This is a genomic window from Gemmatimonadota bacterium, assembly GCA_009838645.1.
Classification (GTDB): Bacteria; JAAXHH01; JAAXHH01; order JAAXHH01; family JAAXHH01; genus JAAXHH01.
Window position 1 is genome coordinate 1 of record VXRC01000017.1, and the last position, 18304, is coordinate 18304.

Annotated in this window: 13 protein-coding genes; 7 read left to right on the plus strand and 6 right to left on the minus strand. The window is 63.9% G+C overall.

The annotated features are described in order from the left end of the window. The 6 genes from F4Y38_04745 to F4Y38_04770 form a co-directional block, all read right to left on the minus strand. The coding region (locus F4Y38_04745; protein ID MXY48594.1) for a VOC family protein at positions 1 to 158 on the minus strand (158 nt) is incomplete at its 3' end. Positions 159 to 206: 48 nt separating this feature from the next. Further along, positions 207 to 1502 (minus strand): sulfite oxidase, encoded by a 1296-nt coding sequence (locus F4Y38_04750; GenBank protein ID MXY48595.1) that lies wholly within the window; start codon positions 1500 to 1502, stop codon positions 207 to 209. 45 nt (positions 1503 to 1547) lie between these two features. Next, positions 1548 to 3299: a Rieske (2Fe-2S) protein gene (locus tag F4Y38_04755; GenBank protein ID MXY48596.1), complete on the minus strand. Its 1752-nt coding sequence runs from the start codon at positions 3297 to 3299 to the stop codon at positions 1548 to 1550. Between the two features lie 83 nt (positions 3300 to 3382). Then, positions 3383 to 5179 (minus strand): Rieske (2Fe-2S) protein, encoded by a 1797-nt coding sequence (locus F4Y38_04760; GenBank protein ID MXY48597.1) that lies wholly within the window; start codon positions 5177 to 5179, stop codon positions 3383 to 3385. A 105-nt stretch (positions 5180 to 5284) separates the two neighbouring features. Further along, positions 5285 to 8047, minus strand: coding sequence for a DNA polymerase I (polA, locus tag F4Y38_04765; protein ID MXY48598.1), 2763 nt, complete (start codon positions 8045 to 8047; stop codon positions 5285 to 5287). A 181-nt stretch (positions 8048 to 8228) separates the two neighbouring features. Continuing rightward, entirely contained in the window at positions 8229 to 9209 is a 981-nt protein-coding gene (locus tag F4Y38_04770) for an amidohydrolase (protein MXY48599.1), read from the minus strand. 227 nt (positions 9210 to 9436) lie between these two features. Between F4Y38_04770 and F4Y38_04775 the strand changes: the two genes are divergently transcribed. The 7 genes from F4Y38_04775 to F4Y38_04805 are packed head-to-tail and all read left to right on the plus strand — an operon-like array spanning position 9437 to position 18296. Further along, the gene (locus F4Y38_04775) at positions 9437 to 10630 is read left to right on the plus strand and encodes an aminotransferase class V-fold PLP-dependent enzyme (protein ID MXY48600.1); all 1194 of its coding nucleotides are present in this window, start codon (positions 9437 to 9439) and stop codon (positions 10628 to 10630) included. Positions 10631 to 10646: 16 nt separating this feature from the next. Further along, the gene (locus F4Y38_04780) at positions 10647 to 11849 is read left to right on the plus strand and encodes a butyryl-CoA dehydrogenase (GenBank protein MXY48601.1); all 1203 of its coding nucleotides are present in this window, start codon (positions 10647 to 10649) and stop codon (positions 11847 to 11849) included. Positions 11850 to 11894: 45 nt separating this feature from the next. Continuing rightward, the gene (locus F4Y38_04785) at positions 11895 to 12743 is read left to right on the plus strand and encodes an electron transfer flavoprotein subunit beta/FixA family protein (protein MXY48602.1); all 849 of its coding nucleotides are present in this window, start codon (positions 11895 to 11897) and stop codon (positions 12741 to 12743) included. Beyond that, positions 12566 to 13747 (plus strand): electron transfer flavoprotein subunit alpha/FixB family protein, encoded by a 1182-nt coding sequence (locus F4Y38_04790; GenBank protein MXY48603.1) that lies wholly within the window; start codon positions 12566 to 12568, stop codon positions 13745 to 13747. The genes F4Y38_04785 and F4Y38_04790 overlap by 178 nt, the downstream gene beginning before the upstream one ends. Before the next feature lie 57 nt (positions 13748 to 13804). Continuing rightward, complete coding sequence (locus F4Y38_04795; protein MXY48604.1) at positions 13805 to 15850, plus strand: (Fe-S)-binding protein; 2046 nt, start codon at positions 13805 to 13807, stop codon at positions 15848 to 15850. Continuing rightward, positions 15847 to 16980, plus strand: a complete 1134-nt coding sequence (locus tag F4Y38_04800; protein ID MXY48605.1) for a hypothetical protein — start codon at positions 15847 to 15849, stop codon at positions 16978 to 16980. The genes F4Y38_04795 and F4Y38_04800 overlap by 4 nt, the downstream gene beginning before the upstream one ends. After that, positions 16962 to 18296 (plus strand): hypothetical protein, encoded by a 1335-nt coding sequence (locus F4Y38_04805; GenBank protein MXY48606.1) that lies wholly within the window; start codon positions 16962 to 16964, stop codon positions 18294 to 18296. Before F4Y38_04800 ends, F4Y38_04805 begins: the two co-directional genes overlap by 19 nt. The last annotated feature ends 8 nt before the right edge of the window (positions 18297 to 18304 follow it).

Consider the following 18304-nt stretch of genomic DNA (forward strand, 5'->3'; position numbering starts at 1 on the left):
GGCGAGAAAACCGTGACCCCGGACTCGGTCACCCAGGGCGCCATCTCCATGTTCGTTGGCGCGGGATTGATGCCAAGGTGATCCTGATACCATTTCGCAAGTCCTTCCGGATCCTCTGCCCGAAAGAAGAACCCGCCGAATCCCTGAACTTTATGCACGCTTCGTACCCTCCTGGCAATGTGGGAAAGAACACCAGTAGATCAGGTTCACTCCACGTAAACAGCAATTCGGTGCATGGCATTGTTCAAATAGCCGTCGGGATTCCACGCGATGGCGTGGGGCTGACTAACGCCGCGCGAATCCGTCGCCCTGGCCCAGACTTCGAAATACCCCTCCTGCGGGAATGAAACCTCCGCCCGCCAGTTCTGCCAGGCGTAGGCGTTCACCGGATCATCCAGCGTTGCGGGCATCCAGGTCGCCCCGAAGTCGCTCGACAGGTCCACCGAGTCGACGCGCCCCTCGCCCGTCCAGGCATGACCGCGCACTTCAACCGAGCCTTCCGTTGTCCGGTGTCCCGTCGCGGGATGAGTGATCAGCGACTTCACCGGCATGCGCTCGATGATGCGGAATTCCTTTTCGTCCACGGTCTCTCCGGGCGCGATCCCCCGGTCTGGCAAGCGGTATGAGGTCCCGGTCATCTTGGGACCGTCGTGTACCTGGTCCCGAACCTCAACGCGGATGAGCCACTTCTGGGAACAGGAACCGGGCCAACCGGGGACGATCAGCCGCAGCGGGCCGCCGTTCATCGGGTGGATCGGCTGGCCGTTCTGGGCGAAGGCGACGAGATTGTGCGGGTCCGTGGCCTTGTCGATCGGAACCCCGCGGGAGATGGGAAGCCCGGCCGAAGCGCCGGACAGATGGGTATCGGCGCCGTAGTGGGCGGTGTAGACGGCATCGGGCCGTACACTGGCGGCTGCCAGGACGTCAGACAACCGCACGCCCGTCCATTCCGAGCAGGCCACCGCGCCGTAGGTCCACTGTTCGCCCTTCGTCTTCGGGTCGAAGAAAGCCCGTCCGTTGCCCGCGCATTCCAGGGCCAGCGCGCGGGTTACGACTTCGAAGCGCGCTCCTAGATCATCGAGACCGAGCGTCAACGGGTGGTCGACCAGGCCATCGATCGCCAGTGTCCAGCGCGATGCGTCCAGGTCCTCGGGCATCAGCCCGTTGTTACGGACGAAGTGTCTTTCGGTGGGCGTAATGGCATCATCGAGGAAGTGCGGCGGGGTCTCCGCGCACATGGGCCGGTCATTGAGGACCGTGAGGCCGTCTTTGCCTGGAATGACCCCTTCGGCAGCCAGGGCCACGGGAATGAAGTGGGCGGGGATGTTGCGGTGGAAGGGGATCGCGGCGCCGACCAGCGCGCCCATGGCCGCCAGGCCTGCGTTCTTCAGGAATCCGCGCCGATCGGAATACGTGCGGCGTCCGAACAACAACCGGTCGGCCTCGTCGGGGTCTTCCCGGTAGAGTGTGTTAAGCCGCTTGATCGAAGGATCGTCGCCCATGTCCGTGCACCTCGAAACCGATTCGACCCCTGCAATGGCGGTAGACTACGACTCGTACAGATCCACCGCGGTCTGCCCCTTGGCGAACCGCAGGGCCGTCGCAGCGGCGGACTGGCTGCCCGTGGCGCGCCGGCTGTCGGTGGCCCAGCGTGCCAGACCGACCAGCAGCTGGTTGCGCGAGGGGTGATCCGCGCACAGGGTCCACTCGTCGAAGATCGTCCGCAGCGTGGAGAGGATGTTGCGGCCGTTGTCGTCCTTGAGGATCACCAGGCCGAGGCCGCGGAGCAGCGCGTCCCCCGAGTAGCCGGAGCGCAGGTAATCCCGGGTCTGCCTACCGATCTCCCTGATCTGGATCTTCTCGATGGACGAAAGGACGCTTTCGATCGCTTCGGACTCGTCCGCGCTCCCCGGCTGCAGACTGCCGCGGGACTCGGACAGGGGCCGGTGGGTGATGTTCAGCCACCGGTCGCCGTAGAACTGCCAGGCGACGTGATACAGGGCCTGGGCGGCGACCCGGGATCCGGCAAACCGCTGGGCCTTGCGCACCGCGGAGGCCATCATCATCTCCCGGACCAGTCCCCCCCAGCCGGGGTTCATGTTCACCGGCGTACGCGCCATGCGGTCCGCGGCGAGGATCACCATGGTCGTCACGATCCGATCGATGGATACACCATCTCTCAACGCCTGCGTGACCGCGCTGAAGGTCGGTCCGATTTCGCCGCTGACCAGGCCTTCGGCGAAGGCATCCTCATCGAACGCCACGGCGGAACCGCCGGCCTGTCCGTCTTCGAGGGCATCCAGCGTCGCCGTGTCGGCGATGAACCGGTCGATAGCCGACTGCCGGATCTCGTCGGGCAGTCCCCGCTCCTGGCCCAGGATCTTGGCCGACAGGTTGCAGACCAGTTCCTCCGACTCGTCCCATCCGAACTCCTCGAGCACCTCCGCGATGTAGCCGATGTTGAGCAGGTTGTTCGAATTGCCCAGGAAATGGGGCGCCATGGCGCATTCGAAGAGCAGCGGAAGGATCTCGTGGTCATGTCCGCCCATCCGCCGGGCGGTGATCAGGCACTTCTCGATGCCTTCCCATTTCTTGTCTTTCGAAAATACCCGGATCCAGCCTTCGAGTTTCTCCCAGGTAACCGGGTCGGGCAGCCGCTGGATGCTCGGCCGGTCCCCGGCGCGGCCCGACAACCCGTGGGCGGCGAAGGTCAGCGGGATGATCCGGTCGTCGCTCTCGTACTGACGGGCTACCTTGATCCCGTTGACAAAATCCGAAACCTCTCCGCCGCCGTCGTTGGCCCCCCGCTCCGTAGCGATGTGCCGGCCGCCGTGACGGATGATGAGGTTGAGCGTGTCCCGCTCGGACACGCCCCGCGCCAGCATGATGGCGACGGCCTTGGATATGGTCCACTGGTCCGTGGAATAGAGCCCTTCCTTCAGCAGCAGTAAATGGGCGTCAGACCGTTTCGATCCGCCGTCTCCCACACTAACGTATACGTCGCCGTTTCGCTCTTCAACCGGGAAGGTCTCCAGGTCGTCGCACCCGCCGGTGAAACAGCCGCCCCCGCCGAGGTCGTAGCTCCATCCGTGCCAGTCGCAGGTCAGCACGCCGTTGCGGACGCGCCCCCGGGTCAGCGGGTAGCCCATGTGGGGACACTGGTTGTCCGTGGCGTAGATCGACCCGTTGTGCCGGAAGAGGGCGATGCTCCGGCCCTCCACTTTCACGGCCTTGGGCTTGCCGTCCACCACCTCGTCCGCACCTGCCACCTTCACGTAGCCATTCTGTTCAGTTGACATGACTGATTACCTCTCCGATGTTTCGCGTATTTTTTTGTCAGAAGATCCGCGTCTGCAGTCCGTTATCTGTAGTCCGGAGATCCCTAGTCGTCGAACACTTCGACCGTCGTCCGTCCTTCCGAGAACCGCATGGCCGTGTTGATGGATGCCATGCTGTTCTTGTTCAGGCGCACGTCCGTCGCGTACCTGGCCAGCCCCACCAGGAGCTGGTACCGGGACGGGTGACCCGATCCGCGGGCGGCGTCCGCGCCGCCTGCGTCCGCGCCGCCTGCGCCCGCGCCGCTCGTGCCTTCCCATTCATTGAAGGTGACGCGCAGCGTGGGCAGCAGCTCCATGTTGGTATCGTCCCACAGGATGGCCCGGCCGATTTCCCTGAGCAGCTCCGAACCGTCGAAGCCGCTGTTCAGGTAACCCACCACCTGGTCGCCCACCCCGTGGATATCCAGCGACTTGATGGCATGGACGATGCGCTCCGAAGCGGAGACCCCGTCCGGCGCGTCCGAAGCATGATCCGGAAGGGGTTCGTCGAGGGCGCGGGAGGGAATGTTGATCCAGCGGTTGTCGAAGATCTGCCAGGCCGCGTGGAAGAGGCCCTTCGCCGCGGCCGCGGGACCGCCGTAAACGAGGACGTGCCGCAGGGAGGCCGCCAGGTTGTACTCGGTGGACAGGGAACCCCATCCGGCGTCGACGTTCACGGGCGTGCGGGCCATGCGGTCCGCCGCGAGCAGGACGAAGGTCGTGATGAGGCGCTCGATGGCCACGCCTTCCCGCAGGGTCTTGGCCACGGCTTCGAAAGCGCGTTCGACGTCCACGCTCAGCAGGGCGTCCACGAAGGCGTTCTCGTCGTAGTCGGTGCGGGTGTTCGCCCCGTAATCCCGGGATTCGAGTTCAGGCGCGAGGCCTTCGAGCAGGCGCACTGCGTCCCGGTGAAAACGCTCCGGCTCGTCCCGTCCCCGCCCGACCATCTTGGCGCCGAGGTTGCAGACCAGTTCGGACGCCTCGCCCCATCCGAAGGTATCCACCACCCGGGCGAGGTCCCCCAGGTTGGCCACGTTCCGGGCGAAGCCCAGGAAATACGGAGCCACGGCGCATTCGAACAGCAGCTTGAAGATGTGCTCTTCCTGGCCGTTTTCGCGGGCCGTGTGCAGGCACCGTTCGATCCTGAAATCCTGCATGTTGCGGGAGAACATGCGCACCCAGCCGTCGATCTGATCCCAGCTCACGGGCGGCGGCAGCGTGATGACCTCGAGCCGTTCAGACGCCCGCCCCGACGCTGCGCGACCGGCCAGCGACAGGGCCATCAGGCGGTCCTCCCCGTCGTACCTACGGCCGACTTCGAGGCCGGAGACCAGGAGGGAAACGATGTCGCCGCCCCCGCCCGCGCCCTGCTCCGACGCCACGTGACGGCCCAGGTGCCGCAGGACCAACTGCACGATGTCGTGTTCCGAAACGCCGCCGGACAGCAGCAGGGCGGTGGCCTTGGAGATCGTCCACGAATCCCCGCTCAGGAGTCCCTCCCAGAGCAGCTGCAAGTGCTGGTCGCGGCGCCGGTAGGTCGCGTCCCCGGCCTGAACCCACAGTTCGTCCCCGCGGATGTCGACCGGGAAGGTCTCCAGGTCGTCGCATTCGTAGTTGAAGCAACCGCCGCCTTCGAGATCGAAGCTGCGTCCGTGCCAGTCGCAGGTCAGGACGCCGTCCTTCACCACCCCGCGCGTCAGTGGAAATCCCATGTGGGGACACTGGTTGTCCGTGGCATGGATGCGTCCATCCACGTTGAACAGGGCGACGCTGCGCCCTTCGCTGATCTTGACGGCGCGGGATTCGCCGGGCGGCACGTCCGCGAGGGAACCTACCCGGATCCAGCCGTTTCCTGCGCTCATTTGAACCTTTCCTTTCTTTCAGGTGTTTTCAATTGTGGCCTTTCAGTTATCATATGTTGCCGGCCTGCGGTCCTGAATCCGACGCTCCCGCGAGCATCCGGGCCGCTAGTGGGCTTCCAGCCAGTTCGCGCCGATGCCGATTTCCACTTCGATGGGCACGGTCATGGGCAGCGCGCCCCGCATGCATTCCTCGATCAGGCCGGGCACGGTGTCCTGTTCCGATTTATGCAGGTCGAAGACGAGTTCGTCATGCACCTGCAGCAGCATCCGCGTGCGGCACGCCTGCTTTTTCAACTCGTTGTGAATCCGCGTCATGGCCAGCTTGATCAGGTCGGCCGCCGTGCCCTGGATGCGGGAATTGATGGCGACGCGCTCCTCGGCGCGCTTGGTGGTGTTGTTCCGGGAATTGATGTCCCGCAGGTACCGGCGCCGGCCCGTCATGGTCTCGACGAATCCGTTCTCCTCCGCGAACTTGACCGTTTCGTCCATATACTTGCGCGTCCCCGGATACTTCGCGAAGTACTGGTCGATCAATTCCTGGCCCTGACCCCGCGGGATGTTGAGCCGTTCGGCCAGCCCGAAGGCGGAGATGCCGTAGATAATCCCGAAATTCACGGTCTTGGCGCGCCGGCGCATCTCGTCGGTCACGCCGTCGTAGTCCACGTCGTAGATCTTCATGGCCGTCGCCGAGTGGATGTCCTCGTGCTGGATGAAGGTCTCCATCATGCCCTCGTCACGGCTGAGCTCGGCCGCGATGCGCAGTTCGATCTGGGAATAGTCCGCGGCCATCAGGAGGTAGTTGTCGTCCCGCGGCACGAAGGCCTTCCTGATCTGCCGGCCCATCTCCGTACGGACCGGGATGGTCTGCAGGTTGGGCCCGTGGGACTGGATCCGGCCGGTGGCGATCACGGCCTGTTCGTAGGAGGTATGCACGCGCCCGGTCTGCTGGAACACGGCGTGGGGCAGCTGGCTGACGTATACGGAATTGAGCTTGGTGCACATCCGGTAGTGGAGAATCTGTTCCACGATCTCGTGCTTGGGCGCAAGCCGGCGCAGTATGGCTTCCGCCGTCGAATACTGGCCGGTCTTGGCCGTGCGCTTGGCGTTGGGATCGATTTTCAGCTTGTCGAAGAGGATGTGCCCGAGTTGCTTGGCCGAATTGAAGTCCACGGATTCCCCGGCCAGTTCGGTGATCCGGTCCGAAGACCGCTGTATCTCTTCATCGAGCAGGCTAGAAAGGTGCTCGAGCTGCCCCACGTCCATCCGCACGCCTTCGTGCTCCATTTCCACGAGAGCGGGCACGAGGGGGCACTCGATGTCCGTGAAGACGGTATCCTGGTTCATCTCGCCGATCCGGGGCCGCAGGAGTTCGGCCAGCTGCAGCGTGATATCCGCGTCCTCGGCCGCGTATTCCACGACCTTTTCCAGCGGCGCATCCTTCAGCGTGCCCTGATCCTCGCCCTTCTCGCCGATGAGCGTGGTGATGGAGATCGGCGTGTAGCCCAGGAGGGCCTGGGAGAGGTAATCCATGGTGCGGCGCAGGTCCGGCACGGTCACGTAGGCCGCCAGCATCGTGTCGAAGATGCGGCAGGACACGGTGATCCCGTGCCACCGCAGCACGGAAAGGTCGAACTTGATGTTGTGCCCGATGAGCTCCCTGCCGGTATCGTCGAAGAGGGACTGGAACTCGCCGGCGACCCTCAGTACCTGCTTCCGTCCGTCGGGCATGGGCACGTAGTAGCCGATATGCGGCTTGATCGAGAAGGCAAAACCCAGGATTTCGCAGGTCTTGGGATCCAGGCTCGTCGTTTCCATGTCGAAACAGAAGGAAGACGCACGGGAAAGCTCGTCGATAAGTGCCGCGCGGGCTTCTGCGGTGTCAACGCAACGGTAGTCGTGCTCCACCTCCGCGATCGTCTTCAACTGGTCGTCGGAAAACAGGTCTTCCTGGCTGCCGGCGACGGTCAGCCGGGGGGCCGCCGAGAAATCGTCCCCGAAGAGCCGCTTGCCCAGGGTATTGAACTCCAGCTCGACGAACAGCTTCTTGAGTTCCTCCTCCTTACGTTCCTTGACGGTCAGCGCGTCCGGGGTGACGTCCAACGGCACGTCCCGCTCGATGGTGACCAGGCTCTTCGACAACACGGCCATGTCCCGGTTATCCTCGATGCGCTCTTTCTGCTTTCCCTTCAATTCGTGGGTGTTTTCCAGCAGGTTCTCTACGGACCCGAACTGGGCGATGAGCTTCTGCGCGGTCTTTTCGCCGACCCCCGGGACGCCGGGCACGTTGTCGCTGGTATCCCCCATGAGTCCGAGCACGTCGATCACCTGGTCGACCCGCTCGATTCCCCATTTCTCCAGCACCTCGGCCACGCCCATGGTTTCGAAGTTGTCCCCGGTGTTCCCGGGTTTGCAGATGTAGGACTGCTCGGAAACGAGTTGCGCGTAGTCCTTGTCCGGCGTGACCATGAAGGTGGTGAAACCCGCTTCGTCGGCCTGCTTCGCCAGGGTCCCGATCACGTCGTCGGCCTCCCAGCCCGGGACGCGGATCACCGGGATGTTGAACCCTTCGATCAGCCGGAACAGGTAGGGCAGCGCGATGCTCAGGTCTTCGGGCATGGCGTCCCGCTGCGCCTTGTACTCGGGATACTGCTCGTGACGGTGGGTCGGTTCGGGCGTATCGAACACCGCGGCGATGTGGGTGGGCCTGTTCTTGTTCAGGATGCCGAGGATGGTATTGGCGATGGCGAACACCATGGATACGTTCATTCCCGTCGAAGTCATCCTCGGATTACGGATCAATCCGAAATGACCGCGATAGGCCAGTGCCATCCCGTCCAGCAGGAACAGGGTCTTCTGGGCCTCAGTCATAGGTGGTACGCTCCGGCTTCAAGGGAACCGGGCGGGGATGGACGGCCCGGGACGAGACAGGACGGCCCGTGTAGATCCCGTGCATCTCTCTTCGACCCGCGGTTCCGGCCTGATGCAGTGTGCTTTCATTGCAGTGTGCTTTCATTATAGCGCGGTAAACTGATTTTACCATTGAATAACGCTATTCCTTCAAAAGTCCTGCCGCGTTCCGGCCGACGATGCGCCGCCTGGCCGCTTCATCCAACCCCAGTTCATCGATGGTCCGCAGCCCCAGGCCGACGTCGGCGATCTGCTGGGGGAAGTCGGAACCGAACATCACCCGGTCGATACCGGCGAAGTCGATTGTAAGGCGAAGCGCTCCGCTGTCCGGCATCCCCGCGGACTCATAGTACATGCGCTTCAGGTACTCCGACGGCGGTCGGTCCAGTTTCTCTCGAGCCTCGGGGTAGGAACGGTAGGCCTGGTCGATCCGGCCCGCGAGAAAGGGGATGGTGCCGCCCAGGTTACCCAGCACGACCTTCAGGTCCGGGAAGGCCGCCATCGTTCCACTGAATACCAGGTGCAGGGCGGCCACCGACGTGTCGAAAGGGAACCCGGCCATGGGCGTCAGCCTGTACGCCGCGTAAACGTCATGGGCATGTGGCGTGGTGGGATGTACGAAGAGCGGCAGGTCCAGGGAAGAGGCCGCCTCATAGAGTTCTTGAAACTCATGGGCGCCCAGTGACAGGCCGTTGATATTTGAAAACAGCATGCCGCCCCGCAGGTTCAGCGACTCCGCGGTGCGGAGCAGTTCCGCCGCCGAAGCGGCCGGGTCTTGCAATGGAAGGACCGCCAGGGCGGACAGCCGTCCTGGATGGCGCGCTACGGTCTCGGCCAGGGCCTCGTTCACGATCCGGGCGAGGCGGCGGCCGGCATCCGGTTCCTCGACGTGCAGTCCGGGGATCGAAAAACTGAGCAGCTGCCGGTCCACCCCGTGACGGTCCATATGCTCTATCACGCGATCCGCGTCGAAATGACCCGGCGCGATCATGCTGTAATCGCCATCCAGCTTCAGCAGGCGATTGCCGGCGGCATCCCTGACCATCACTGCCTGGTATCCTCCCTGTTCGATCTCATCGAGGTAGGCGGAGGTATAGAAATGGGTGTGGAAATCGAATACCAAACGGACCCTCCAGCGGTTGTACCGGGCGTTCCATCAGCGCGCGGCCGATTGCGCGGCCGATTCACGGGAATCTACATAATATAGCCCGTTTTACAACAATAACAACGCCGGAGGTGACGCACGGTAACGACCTCCCGAATTCCCTGTACAAAAACAGCGCAGGCGGATATCTTGGCAGTCGAATTCGCGACCGACCGAAACCGCGGCAATTTCAACTGGAGACGGTGATGCTGATAGATCCTTCCGAGTTCATTGGAACCCAGGGAATAACCCACCTGTGTACCGGCGGCGAGTCGCCCATGCTGAAGACCCATGGCGACGCTGTTCACCGATTCTTCGAGGACAAGCTTTTGGGAGAAGAAGGACGCAGGCGCCTGGAATTGGTTTCCTCGAGATGCAAGGAAAAAGTCGGGCGGCTGTTTGGCGTACAGCCCGACGATATCGGTTTCCTGACCTCTACTTCCGAAGGCATCAATCTGCTGGTCTACGCCCTCGACTGGAAACCCGGCGACAACGTGGTAGTGGCCGACGTGGAGTTCCCTTCGGACGTATTGCCGTGGACTCTGTTGAAGGACCGCGGCGTGGAACTTCGGATCGTGGAAAACAATAACTGGCACACGGACTTGGAAGATCTTGATCAAGCGATAGATGAAAACACCAGGGTGGTTAATGTCAGCCATGTCAGCTATTTCACCGGCCAACGCCTTCCCCTTCCCGAGCTTGCCGATATCGTACACCGCAAGAACGCCCAACTCTGTCTCGACGTCACCCATTCCGCGGGCGTCGTTCCGGTCGAAGCGCAGTACGCGGACTTCGTCGTATCCAGCTGCTACAAATGGCTCATGGCCGTGCACGGGGTCGGTATCTTCTACTGGAACCGGGAACGCGTACCCGAGTTGAACCCGCCATTCGTCGGCTGGCATACGCCGGCCTACCTGCCCGACTGGAAGGATCCCTCCGCGTACATTCCCCGGGAGGATGCCAGCCGGTTCACGCCGGGCAACGAAACCTGGATCGGAGTGTACATCCTGGACAACGCCCTGGACTGCCTGCTGGGCATCGGGATCGACCGCATCGAGGAGCACGTGCTACACCTGAGCACCCGCGTGTGGGACGGCCTGTCGGACCTGGGCTGGGAGGTCATCACGCCCCGGGCGGAAGCGGAACGAGCCGGAAACGTCTGCTTTACCGCGGCGGACGTCAACGCGGTAACCCATGCCCTGGAGGATCAGAACATATTGATCTTCGGCGCCTATGGCGGCGTGGGCAGGGCCCGTGTGTCCACCCATTTCTACAATACGGACCGTGACGTGGACCGGTTCCTCGAAGTGATGCGGGAGATTCCGGTGACCCGTCCGGCGTCGACCCCCGGCAGAGACTTCAGTAAAGCGGGCGGGGTGGCGGCCGAAAGCCAGGGCTGAATAACCAGGTCTGAATATGGAATTCGAGTTAAGCGAAGAACACCAGATGGTCGAACGGATGGTCTATGATTTCGCCCGCAACGAGATCCTGCCCTCCATCCGGGAGCACGATCGAAACGGAACTTTCCCCCACGACCTGCTGCCCAAAATGGCGGCGCAGGGATTCATGGGCATCTGCCTCCCGGTTCGCTACGAAGGGGCCGGCATGGACTTCATCTCCCTCGGCCTGCTGGCGGAAGGCCTGGAATGGGCCGACTCTTCCGTACGGGAGACGATCGCGGTCCACCTCGGCCTGCACGCCCTGCCCATCTTCCAATGGGGCACCGAAGAACAGAAGGAACGGTTCCTGCCGCCCCTGGCCACCGGCGAAAACATCGCCTGTTTCGGACTGACCGAACCCGGCGCGGGTTCGGACGTGGCCGCCATGGGCAGCCGGGCCCGGAAGGAAGGCGACACCTACCTGGTCAGCGGCGAGAAGATGTGGATCACGCTGTCCGACGTGGCGGACCGCTTTCTCGTTTTCGCGAAGACGAACCAGGAGGAAGGCACGCGAGGCATCACCGCCTTCCTGCTCGAACGCGGGTGGGAAGGTCTGACCACCGGCACGATCAAGGGCAAGATGGGGGTGCGGGCCAGCAACACGGGCTGGATCAACATGGACCAGGTCCCCGTGCCCGAGTCCCACCGGCTGGGAGAAGAGGGCGAAGGATTCAAGATTGCCATGTCCTGTCTCGACAATGCCCGCTATACCGTGGCGGCTGGCGCCGTAGGCCTGATGAAATACTGCCTGGAAGCGTCCGTGTCGTACGCCCGGCAGCGCCGGACCTTCGGCCAGCCGATCGGCGACCATCAACTCGTCAAGCAACTCATCGCCCAGATGAAGCAGCGCGTCGACCTGGGTGAACTGGCGGTGCGCAAGGTCGGATGGCTAAAGAACCGGGGAACGCGGAACACCCGGGAGACTAGCATGGCCAAGTGGTACTGCACGGAGTCGGCCTTCACCACGGCCAGCGACGCGGTGCAGGTCCACGGCGCCTACGGATACTCCGACGAATACGACGTGGAACGACATCTGCGCAACAGCAAGAGCGCGGTAATCTACGAGGGCACGTCGCAGATCCACCAACTCATGCAGGCGGACTACGAGTTCGGCAACCGGACGGACCGCCCGCTCCGGTGCGAGATGCCCGCTTACGATCCGGATTACTGGCAGAACTGACCGCTGACCGTATGCGGCCGCGACGAACGCCGACCGTATGCGGCCATGCTGTCATGTCGAAGTACACAACGAGGTAGAGGTACACAGCGAGGTAACGGTTCCTTGAACATCATCGCCCTGGTGAAGCAGACGCCCGATACGGCGCAGTTGTCCGCCTCCATGGACGGCCTCAAGCTGTCCGCCGAGGGCGGACCCCGTATCGTCAACCCCTGGGACGAGTACACGTTGGAAACGGCCATACAAGCCCGGGAGGAGCACGGCGGCGAGGTGACCGCGCTGTGCCTGGGGCCTCCCGAAGCGGCCGACGCGTTGAAGACCGCGCTGGCCATGGGCGTGGACGAAGCCGTCCTGGTATCGGACCCGGCCATGGCGGATAGCGACAGCCTCACGTCGGCGCGTATCCTGGTTGCGGCCATCCGCAAAATCGGTGCCTTCGACCTGATCGTTGGGGGCCGGGCGGCGATCGACGGCAATACGGCCGCGACGGCCGTGCAGGTCGCGGCCCTGCTCGATGTACCGCTCGTTTCCTATGTGGCTGAGCTCCGGAACCTGGACCCGTCGAACGGGACCATCTCGGCGGTCAGATTACTCGAGAAAGCGCGGGAGACGGTCACCAGCCGGCTTCCGGCCCTGATCTCGGTCGTCAAGGAGATCAACGAACCCCGGTATCCGAGCCTCATCGGCATACGCAAGGCGGCCCGGACCAGCATTCCCGTATGGCGTTGCGAGGATCTCGGTCTCGATGCGTCGGGCGTGGGCGCCGGGGCCTCGGGGGTCGAATGGCGGACGGCCCTTCCTCCCGTGCGGGAAGCGCACATCGAAATGATCGATGGCGGCCCCGAAGACGCGGCCAGGACCCTGGTGGACCGGTTGATGGAAGAAAAGGTCATTTAGGCGGGAAAATCGAACGGATGGCAAGCAACTTACTCGTATGGATTGAACTGGTGGACGGGCAGGCGGACCCGATCGCATGGCAGGCGATGGCCGCTGCGGGCAAAGTCGCCGGCGAAATCGGCGGTTCCCTGACCGCCGCCGTGTTCGGTGACGGTGTCGACGAGATCGCCCGGCAGGCCGTCGAGGCCGGCGCGGACCGCGTGTACACCGTCGATGATCCTTCACTGGGCCGCTACCGCGTGGAGCCCTACGCGAAGCTCCTGGCGCGGATCCTGGAGAACGAACCGCCTTCCGTGGTCCTGATGGGGGCGAGTACGGCCGGCCTGGAGCTTTCGGCCTACGTCGCCGCCCTCGCCGGTGCGGGCCTGGCGCCGGACTGCACCGACCTGCTTGTGGAAGGCGATAGGTTGGCCGCGGTCCGCCCCGCGCTGGTCGGCAACCTGATATCCACCGTGACGTTCCGGGGCACCGGGCATCGTTTCATCACGGTGCGGCGCAATATCTTCCAGCCGGCGGATCCGGATCCGTCCCGGTCCGGGGAGATCATCGAGGTGCCTGCCGTGCTGTCCGAGGACGAGATCCCCACCAGCGTGACGTCCGTGGAGACCGCGGACAGCACCGTCAGCCTGACCGAAGCAAGCATCATCGTATCGGGCGGCCGCGGCGTGGGCGGACCGGAGGGTTTCCAGCCCGTTCGCGAACTGGCGGACGCCCTGGGCGGCGCCCTCGGCGCCAGCCGGGCCGCGGTGGACGCCGGGTGGATACCCTATGCCCACCAGGTCGGCCAGACCGGAAAGACGGTACAGCCCGACCTGTACATCGCCTGCGGGATTTCCGGCGCGATACAGCACCTGGCGGGCATGAAGAACGCCCGCGTGATCGTGGCCATCAACAAAGACGCCGACGTGCCGCTGTACAAGTACGCCCACTACGGCATCGCCGGCGACCTCTTCAGTTACCTGCCCGCCATCGCGGAAGAAGTGAAGAAACGGCTGGGCCGATAGCCCGGACACCGTGCATCGCGTCTTCCTTCGGCGGCACATCGGGATTGCGGGACGCCGATGCTTTCTCCGTACGAAAAGATCCTCTTCGCCCTCCTTGCGGCCGTCTCGCTGTACCTCGCGTCCGTCACCTTCAGGCGCATGACAGGGACGATTATGCGGGGCCAGGGCCGCCTTGCCTGGGATGGTCTTCCGGGCCGGCTGTGGACCGGAGTCAAGGCCCTGGCCGGCCAAAACAACATGATCCGCAACCGGCCGCTGGTTTCCCTCGCGCACACCGGGATTGCGTGGGGATTCATCCTCTACATGGCGGTCAACCTGGTGGACGTGCTGGAAGGCATGTTAACCGGTTTCGTTTTTCTGGAGGAGGGGGCCGCCGGTCAGGTCTATCGCCTGCTCGTCGATCTCATGACCCTGGCCGCGCTGGCGGGTATGGCCGCCCTGCTCATCCGCAGGTTCATCGTGAAATCCACGGACCTCGCCATCGCGCCCAACGTCAAGCTGCACCCCCGGGCAGCCGGCGGCATCCGGCGGGATTCCCTGATCGTGGGGCTTTTCATCCTCGGCCACGTCGGTTTCAGGCTCGTGGGTGCATCCTTCGACATCGCACTGCGCGGACCGGACCCCTGGCAGCCGGTCGCGGCGCTGGCAGCCGGTCTCTGGTCGGGCCTGGAACCTTCCGTGCTGACCTTCGGCCTGCACGCCAGCTGGTGGATCGCCATCGGGCTGGTACTGGTATTCCTGCCCTGGTTCCCCTTTTCAAAACACGCCCATCTGTTCATGGGCCCCTTCAACCTGATGACCACCCCGGAACGGACCGGTCCGGGCGCGCTGGATGCCCTGGATTTCGAAGACGAGACCATCGAGCAGTTCGGCGCGGGCCGGATCACCGACCTGGACCGGACCCAGATTGCGGACGCCTTCGCCTGCATCATGTGCAACCGGTGCCAGGACGCCTGTCCGGCCTATGCCACGGGCAAGGAACTGTCTCCCGCGGCCCTGGAGGTGAACAAGCGGTATCACCTTCGCGACCACATGACATCTCTGGCGGCGGGCGGAGAAGACACGGAACCGATGCTGGGCTACGCCATGAGCGAGAGCGCTCTCTGGGCCTGCACGGCCTGCGGCGCCTGCACGGAGGCCTGCCCCGTCGGCAACGAACCCATGTTCGATATCCTCGCCATGCGCCGGAACCAGGTGCTCATGGAGAGCGCATTTCCTAACGAACTGAAAGGCGCCTTCACCGGTATCGAGCGGAACGGGAACCCCTGGCAGATGGCCGGCGACCGGATGGAATGGGCCGAATCCCTGGACTTCAAGGTGCCGACCGTCGCGGAGAAACCGGACTACGACGTGCTGTTCTGGGTCGGCTGCGCCGGCGCTTTCGACCCCGGCGCCCGGGACACGGCCCGGGCCATCGCCACGGTCCTGCACCGGGCGGGGGTGGACTTCGCCGTGCTGGGAAACGACGAATCCTGTACGGGAGATCTGGCGCGAAGGGCCGGAAACGAGTATCTTTTCAGTATAGCCGCCGAAGGGAACATCGAGACGTTGAACGCCGCGGGCGCCGACCAGGCCGGCCGGAAGCGCATCGTCACGGGTTGCCCCCACTGCCTGCATACCCTCGGAAACGAGTACGGCGCGCTGGGCGGCCGTTTCGAGGTCCTGCACCACACGCAACTCATCGGTGAGTTGTCGAAGGCGGGCAGGCTCGCGATGCCGGGGCGTGACGAAACGCGCACCACCTATCACGATCCGTGTTACCTGGGCCGTCACGGCGGAGAATACGAAGCGCCCCGCCAGGCGTTGGCGGCAGCCCGGCCTTCCCTGGTGGAAATGGCCCGAAGCAGGAACCGGTCTTTCTGCTGCGGCGCGGGCGGCGCACAGGTCTGGAAAGAAGAAGAGGAAGGCAGGGAGGCGGTCAGCGACAACCGCTTCCGGGAAGCCCGGGAAACCGGGGCCGACACCCTGGCCGTGGGCTGTCCCTTCTGCGCCAGGATGATGAACGACGCCAACAAGCGGGCCGGCGAACCCATGCGGGTCCGGGATATCGCCGAAATCGTGGCGGAATCCATTCAAGACGAGCAGGGAGCGAACGCACCATGACGACCGTTAGCGAACGCATGGTCTTCCTGGACGGATCCAGGCTGATCATCGAGGCGATGGCCCGGGCCGGCGCGGGCGCCTACATCGGATATCCCATCACGCCCGTCAACTGGCTCTTCGCGGGCGCCAAGCAGCGCATCCCCATCGCCCTCGAGGCGCCGGACGAGATCACGGCGCTGCAATGGGCCGCCGGATTCTCCTCATCGGGCGTGTTCCCCGTCACGGCCTCCGCTTTTCCCGGTTTCGCCCTGATGATCGAATCGATCAACATGTCCTTCATGATGGAACTGCCCATGGTCATCATTCTCGCCCAGCGACTGGGACCGAGCACCGGGTCGGCCACGACGGGCGGCCAGGGGGACCTGCTCCTGCTCCGGGGATGCATCTCGGGCGGGTATTCGCTTCCGGTTTTCTGCCCTTCGAACCTGAACGACTGCTGGGACATGGCCGCGGCCAGCGTGCACACGGCGGTAAACCTCCGCACCCCGGTCGTATTGCTGACCTCGAAGGAAATGGTCATGACCAACCAGAACCTGGACATTTCCGGCCTGAAGGAAATCGAGCGCGCGGAACGCCACATGCACGAAGGGAACGGGGAATACAAGACCTACGGGGCAAATGGCAACCTGGCGCCGCCCTTTCTGCCCCTGGGCAACGACCTGCACCAGGTCCGGTTGAATTCATCGACGCACGACATGGAAGGCATCACGCAGAAGAACAGTCCCGAGGCCCTCGGCAATACCGAGCGGCTCAAGGACAAGGTCGAACAGAACCTCGATGACTATACTTATTACGACCATGATCGGGACGAAAGCGCCGATACGGTCATCCTGACCTACGGCATCTCGGCGGAGGCCGCCAGGGAGGCCGTCGTCCTGCTGAGAGCGGGCGGCGAATCCGTATCGCTCCTGGTCATGAAGACATTGCTGCCCGTACCGCCTCGCATCTACGAACTGCTCGCGAAATACCGGCACGTCGTCGTCGTCGAGGAGAACATCGTCGGCCTGCTGCGGGAACTGCTCTACGGTAACCATCAGCACGACCGGGTCCACGGCGTCAACAAAATCGGCCACATGATCACCCCGCAGGAGATCTCGGAAGGAGTAAGGCAATGCAGGAAACCATCCTGAACGACCTGAAAATGCCCTACTGCCCGGGCTGTGGTCATACCGTTGCCAACAAGTCCATGAGCAAGGCCCTGGCGGACATGGACGTACATCCCCTCGACGTCATCGTGGTGAGCGACATCGGCTGCACGGGACTCGTGGACCCGCTGCTGACCTGTCATACCATCCACGGGCTCCACGGCCGGGCGGTCGCTCTGGCCATGGGTATCCGCATGGGACTCGAGCATCCGGACAAGAAGATCATCGCCCTGCAGGGAGACGGCGGCGCCACGATCGGACTGCAGCACCTGCTCGAGGCGGCCCGGCACAACCTGGACCTCACCCTCGTCGTGCAGAACAACATGGTCTACGGCATGACGGGCGGCCAGACCAGCGGGCTGTCCTCCACCGAGTTCAAGGAACCTGACCGGCCCGAGTCGGCCGTGCCGGGGTACGACATCTGCGCGCTGGCCCACAACGCCGGCGCGGCCTACACCGCGCGGACGTTTATCGGCAAGGATACGGCCGAACTTTGGAAGGAGGCCCTTTCCACGCCGGGGTTCTCGCTGATCGAGATCGTTGAAATGTGCCCGGCGTACGGTATGCGGAAGGTCCAGGAACTCCACGATACGGCGGACTACGAAAGTGTGGTGACGAGGAACACGCGCGCGGTCGGCTTGCCGCACAAGATGTCCGGCCGCTCCCTCCTGGATGGTTTGAAACCGATCGAACACACCTGCGAGGCGCCGCTCGACGGCCGGCTGGAAATCATCGTAGCGGGGTCGGCCGGCGAGGCCATCCAGTCCGCGGGAGACCTGCTCTCCACGGCGGGCATTACCGCCGGCCTTTCCGCCACCAAAAAGGGCGACTATCCCATCACCATCGGAACCGGGTTCTCCGTGGCGGAGGTGATCCTTTCCCGGCAGCCGATCCACTACACCGGGATCGACTGTCCCCACATTATGATCGTCATATCGCAGGACGGACTGGACAAGGTGCGGTCCCGCATCGGCGAACACACCCTGGTGATCGCGGACACGAAACTCGGCCCCGAGCTTGCGGGGCTGGCCAGACCGAACGGTGCCGCCAGACCGAACGGTGCCGCCGGGCCGAACGGTACGCCGGGTCCGAACGGTGCGAATGGTCCGAACGGTCCGTCCAACCTGGTGACCCGCGACTTCAGAAAGACGGGCGGTTTAAAAGGCGCCGCCCTGGCCGCCATCGCCCACTGGCTCCAGGACAACGGGTTTCTGCCCATCGAAGCCCTTATCGAAGCCGCCGGCCGCCACAAGCACGGCGACAAGATGAAGGTCATCATCGACAAGGCCATCGCGGCCTAGCGGCAATT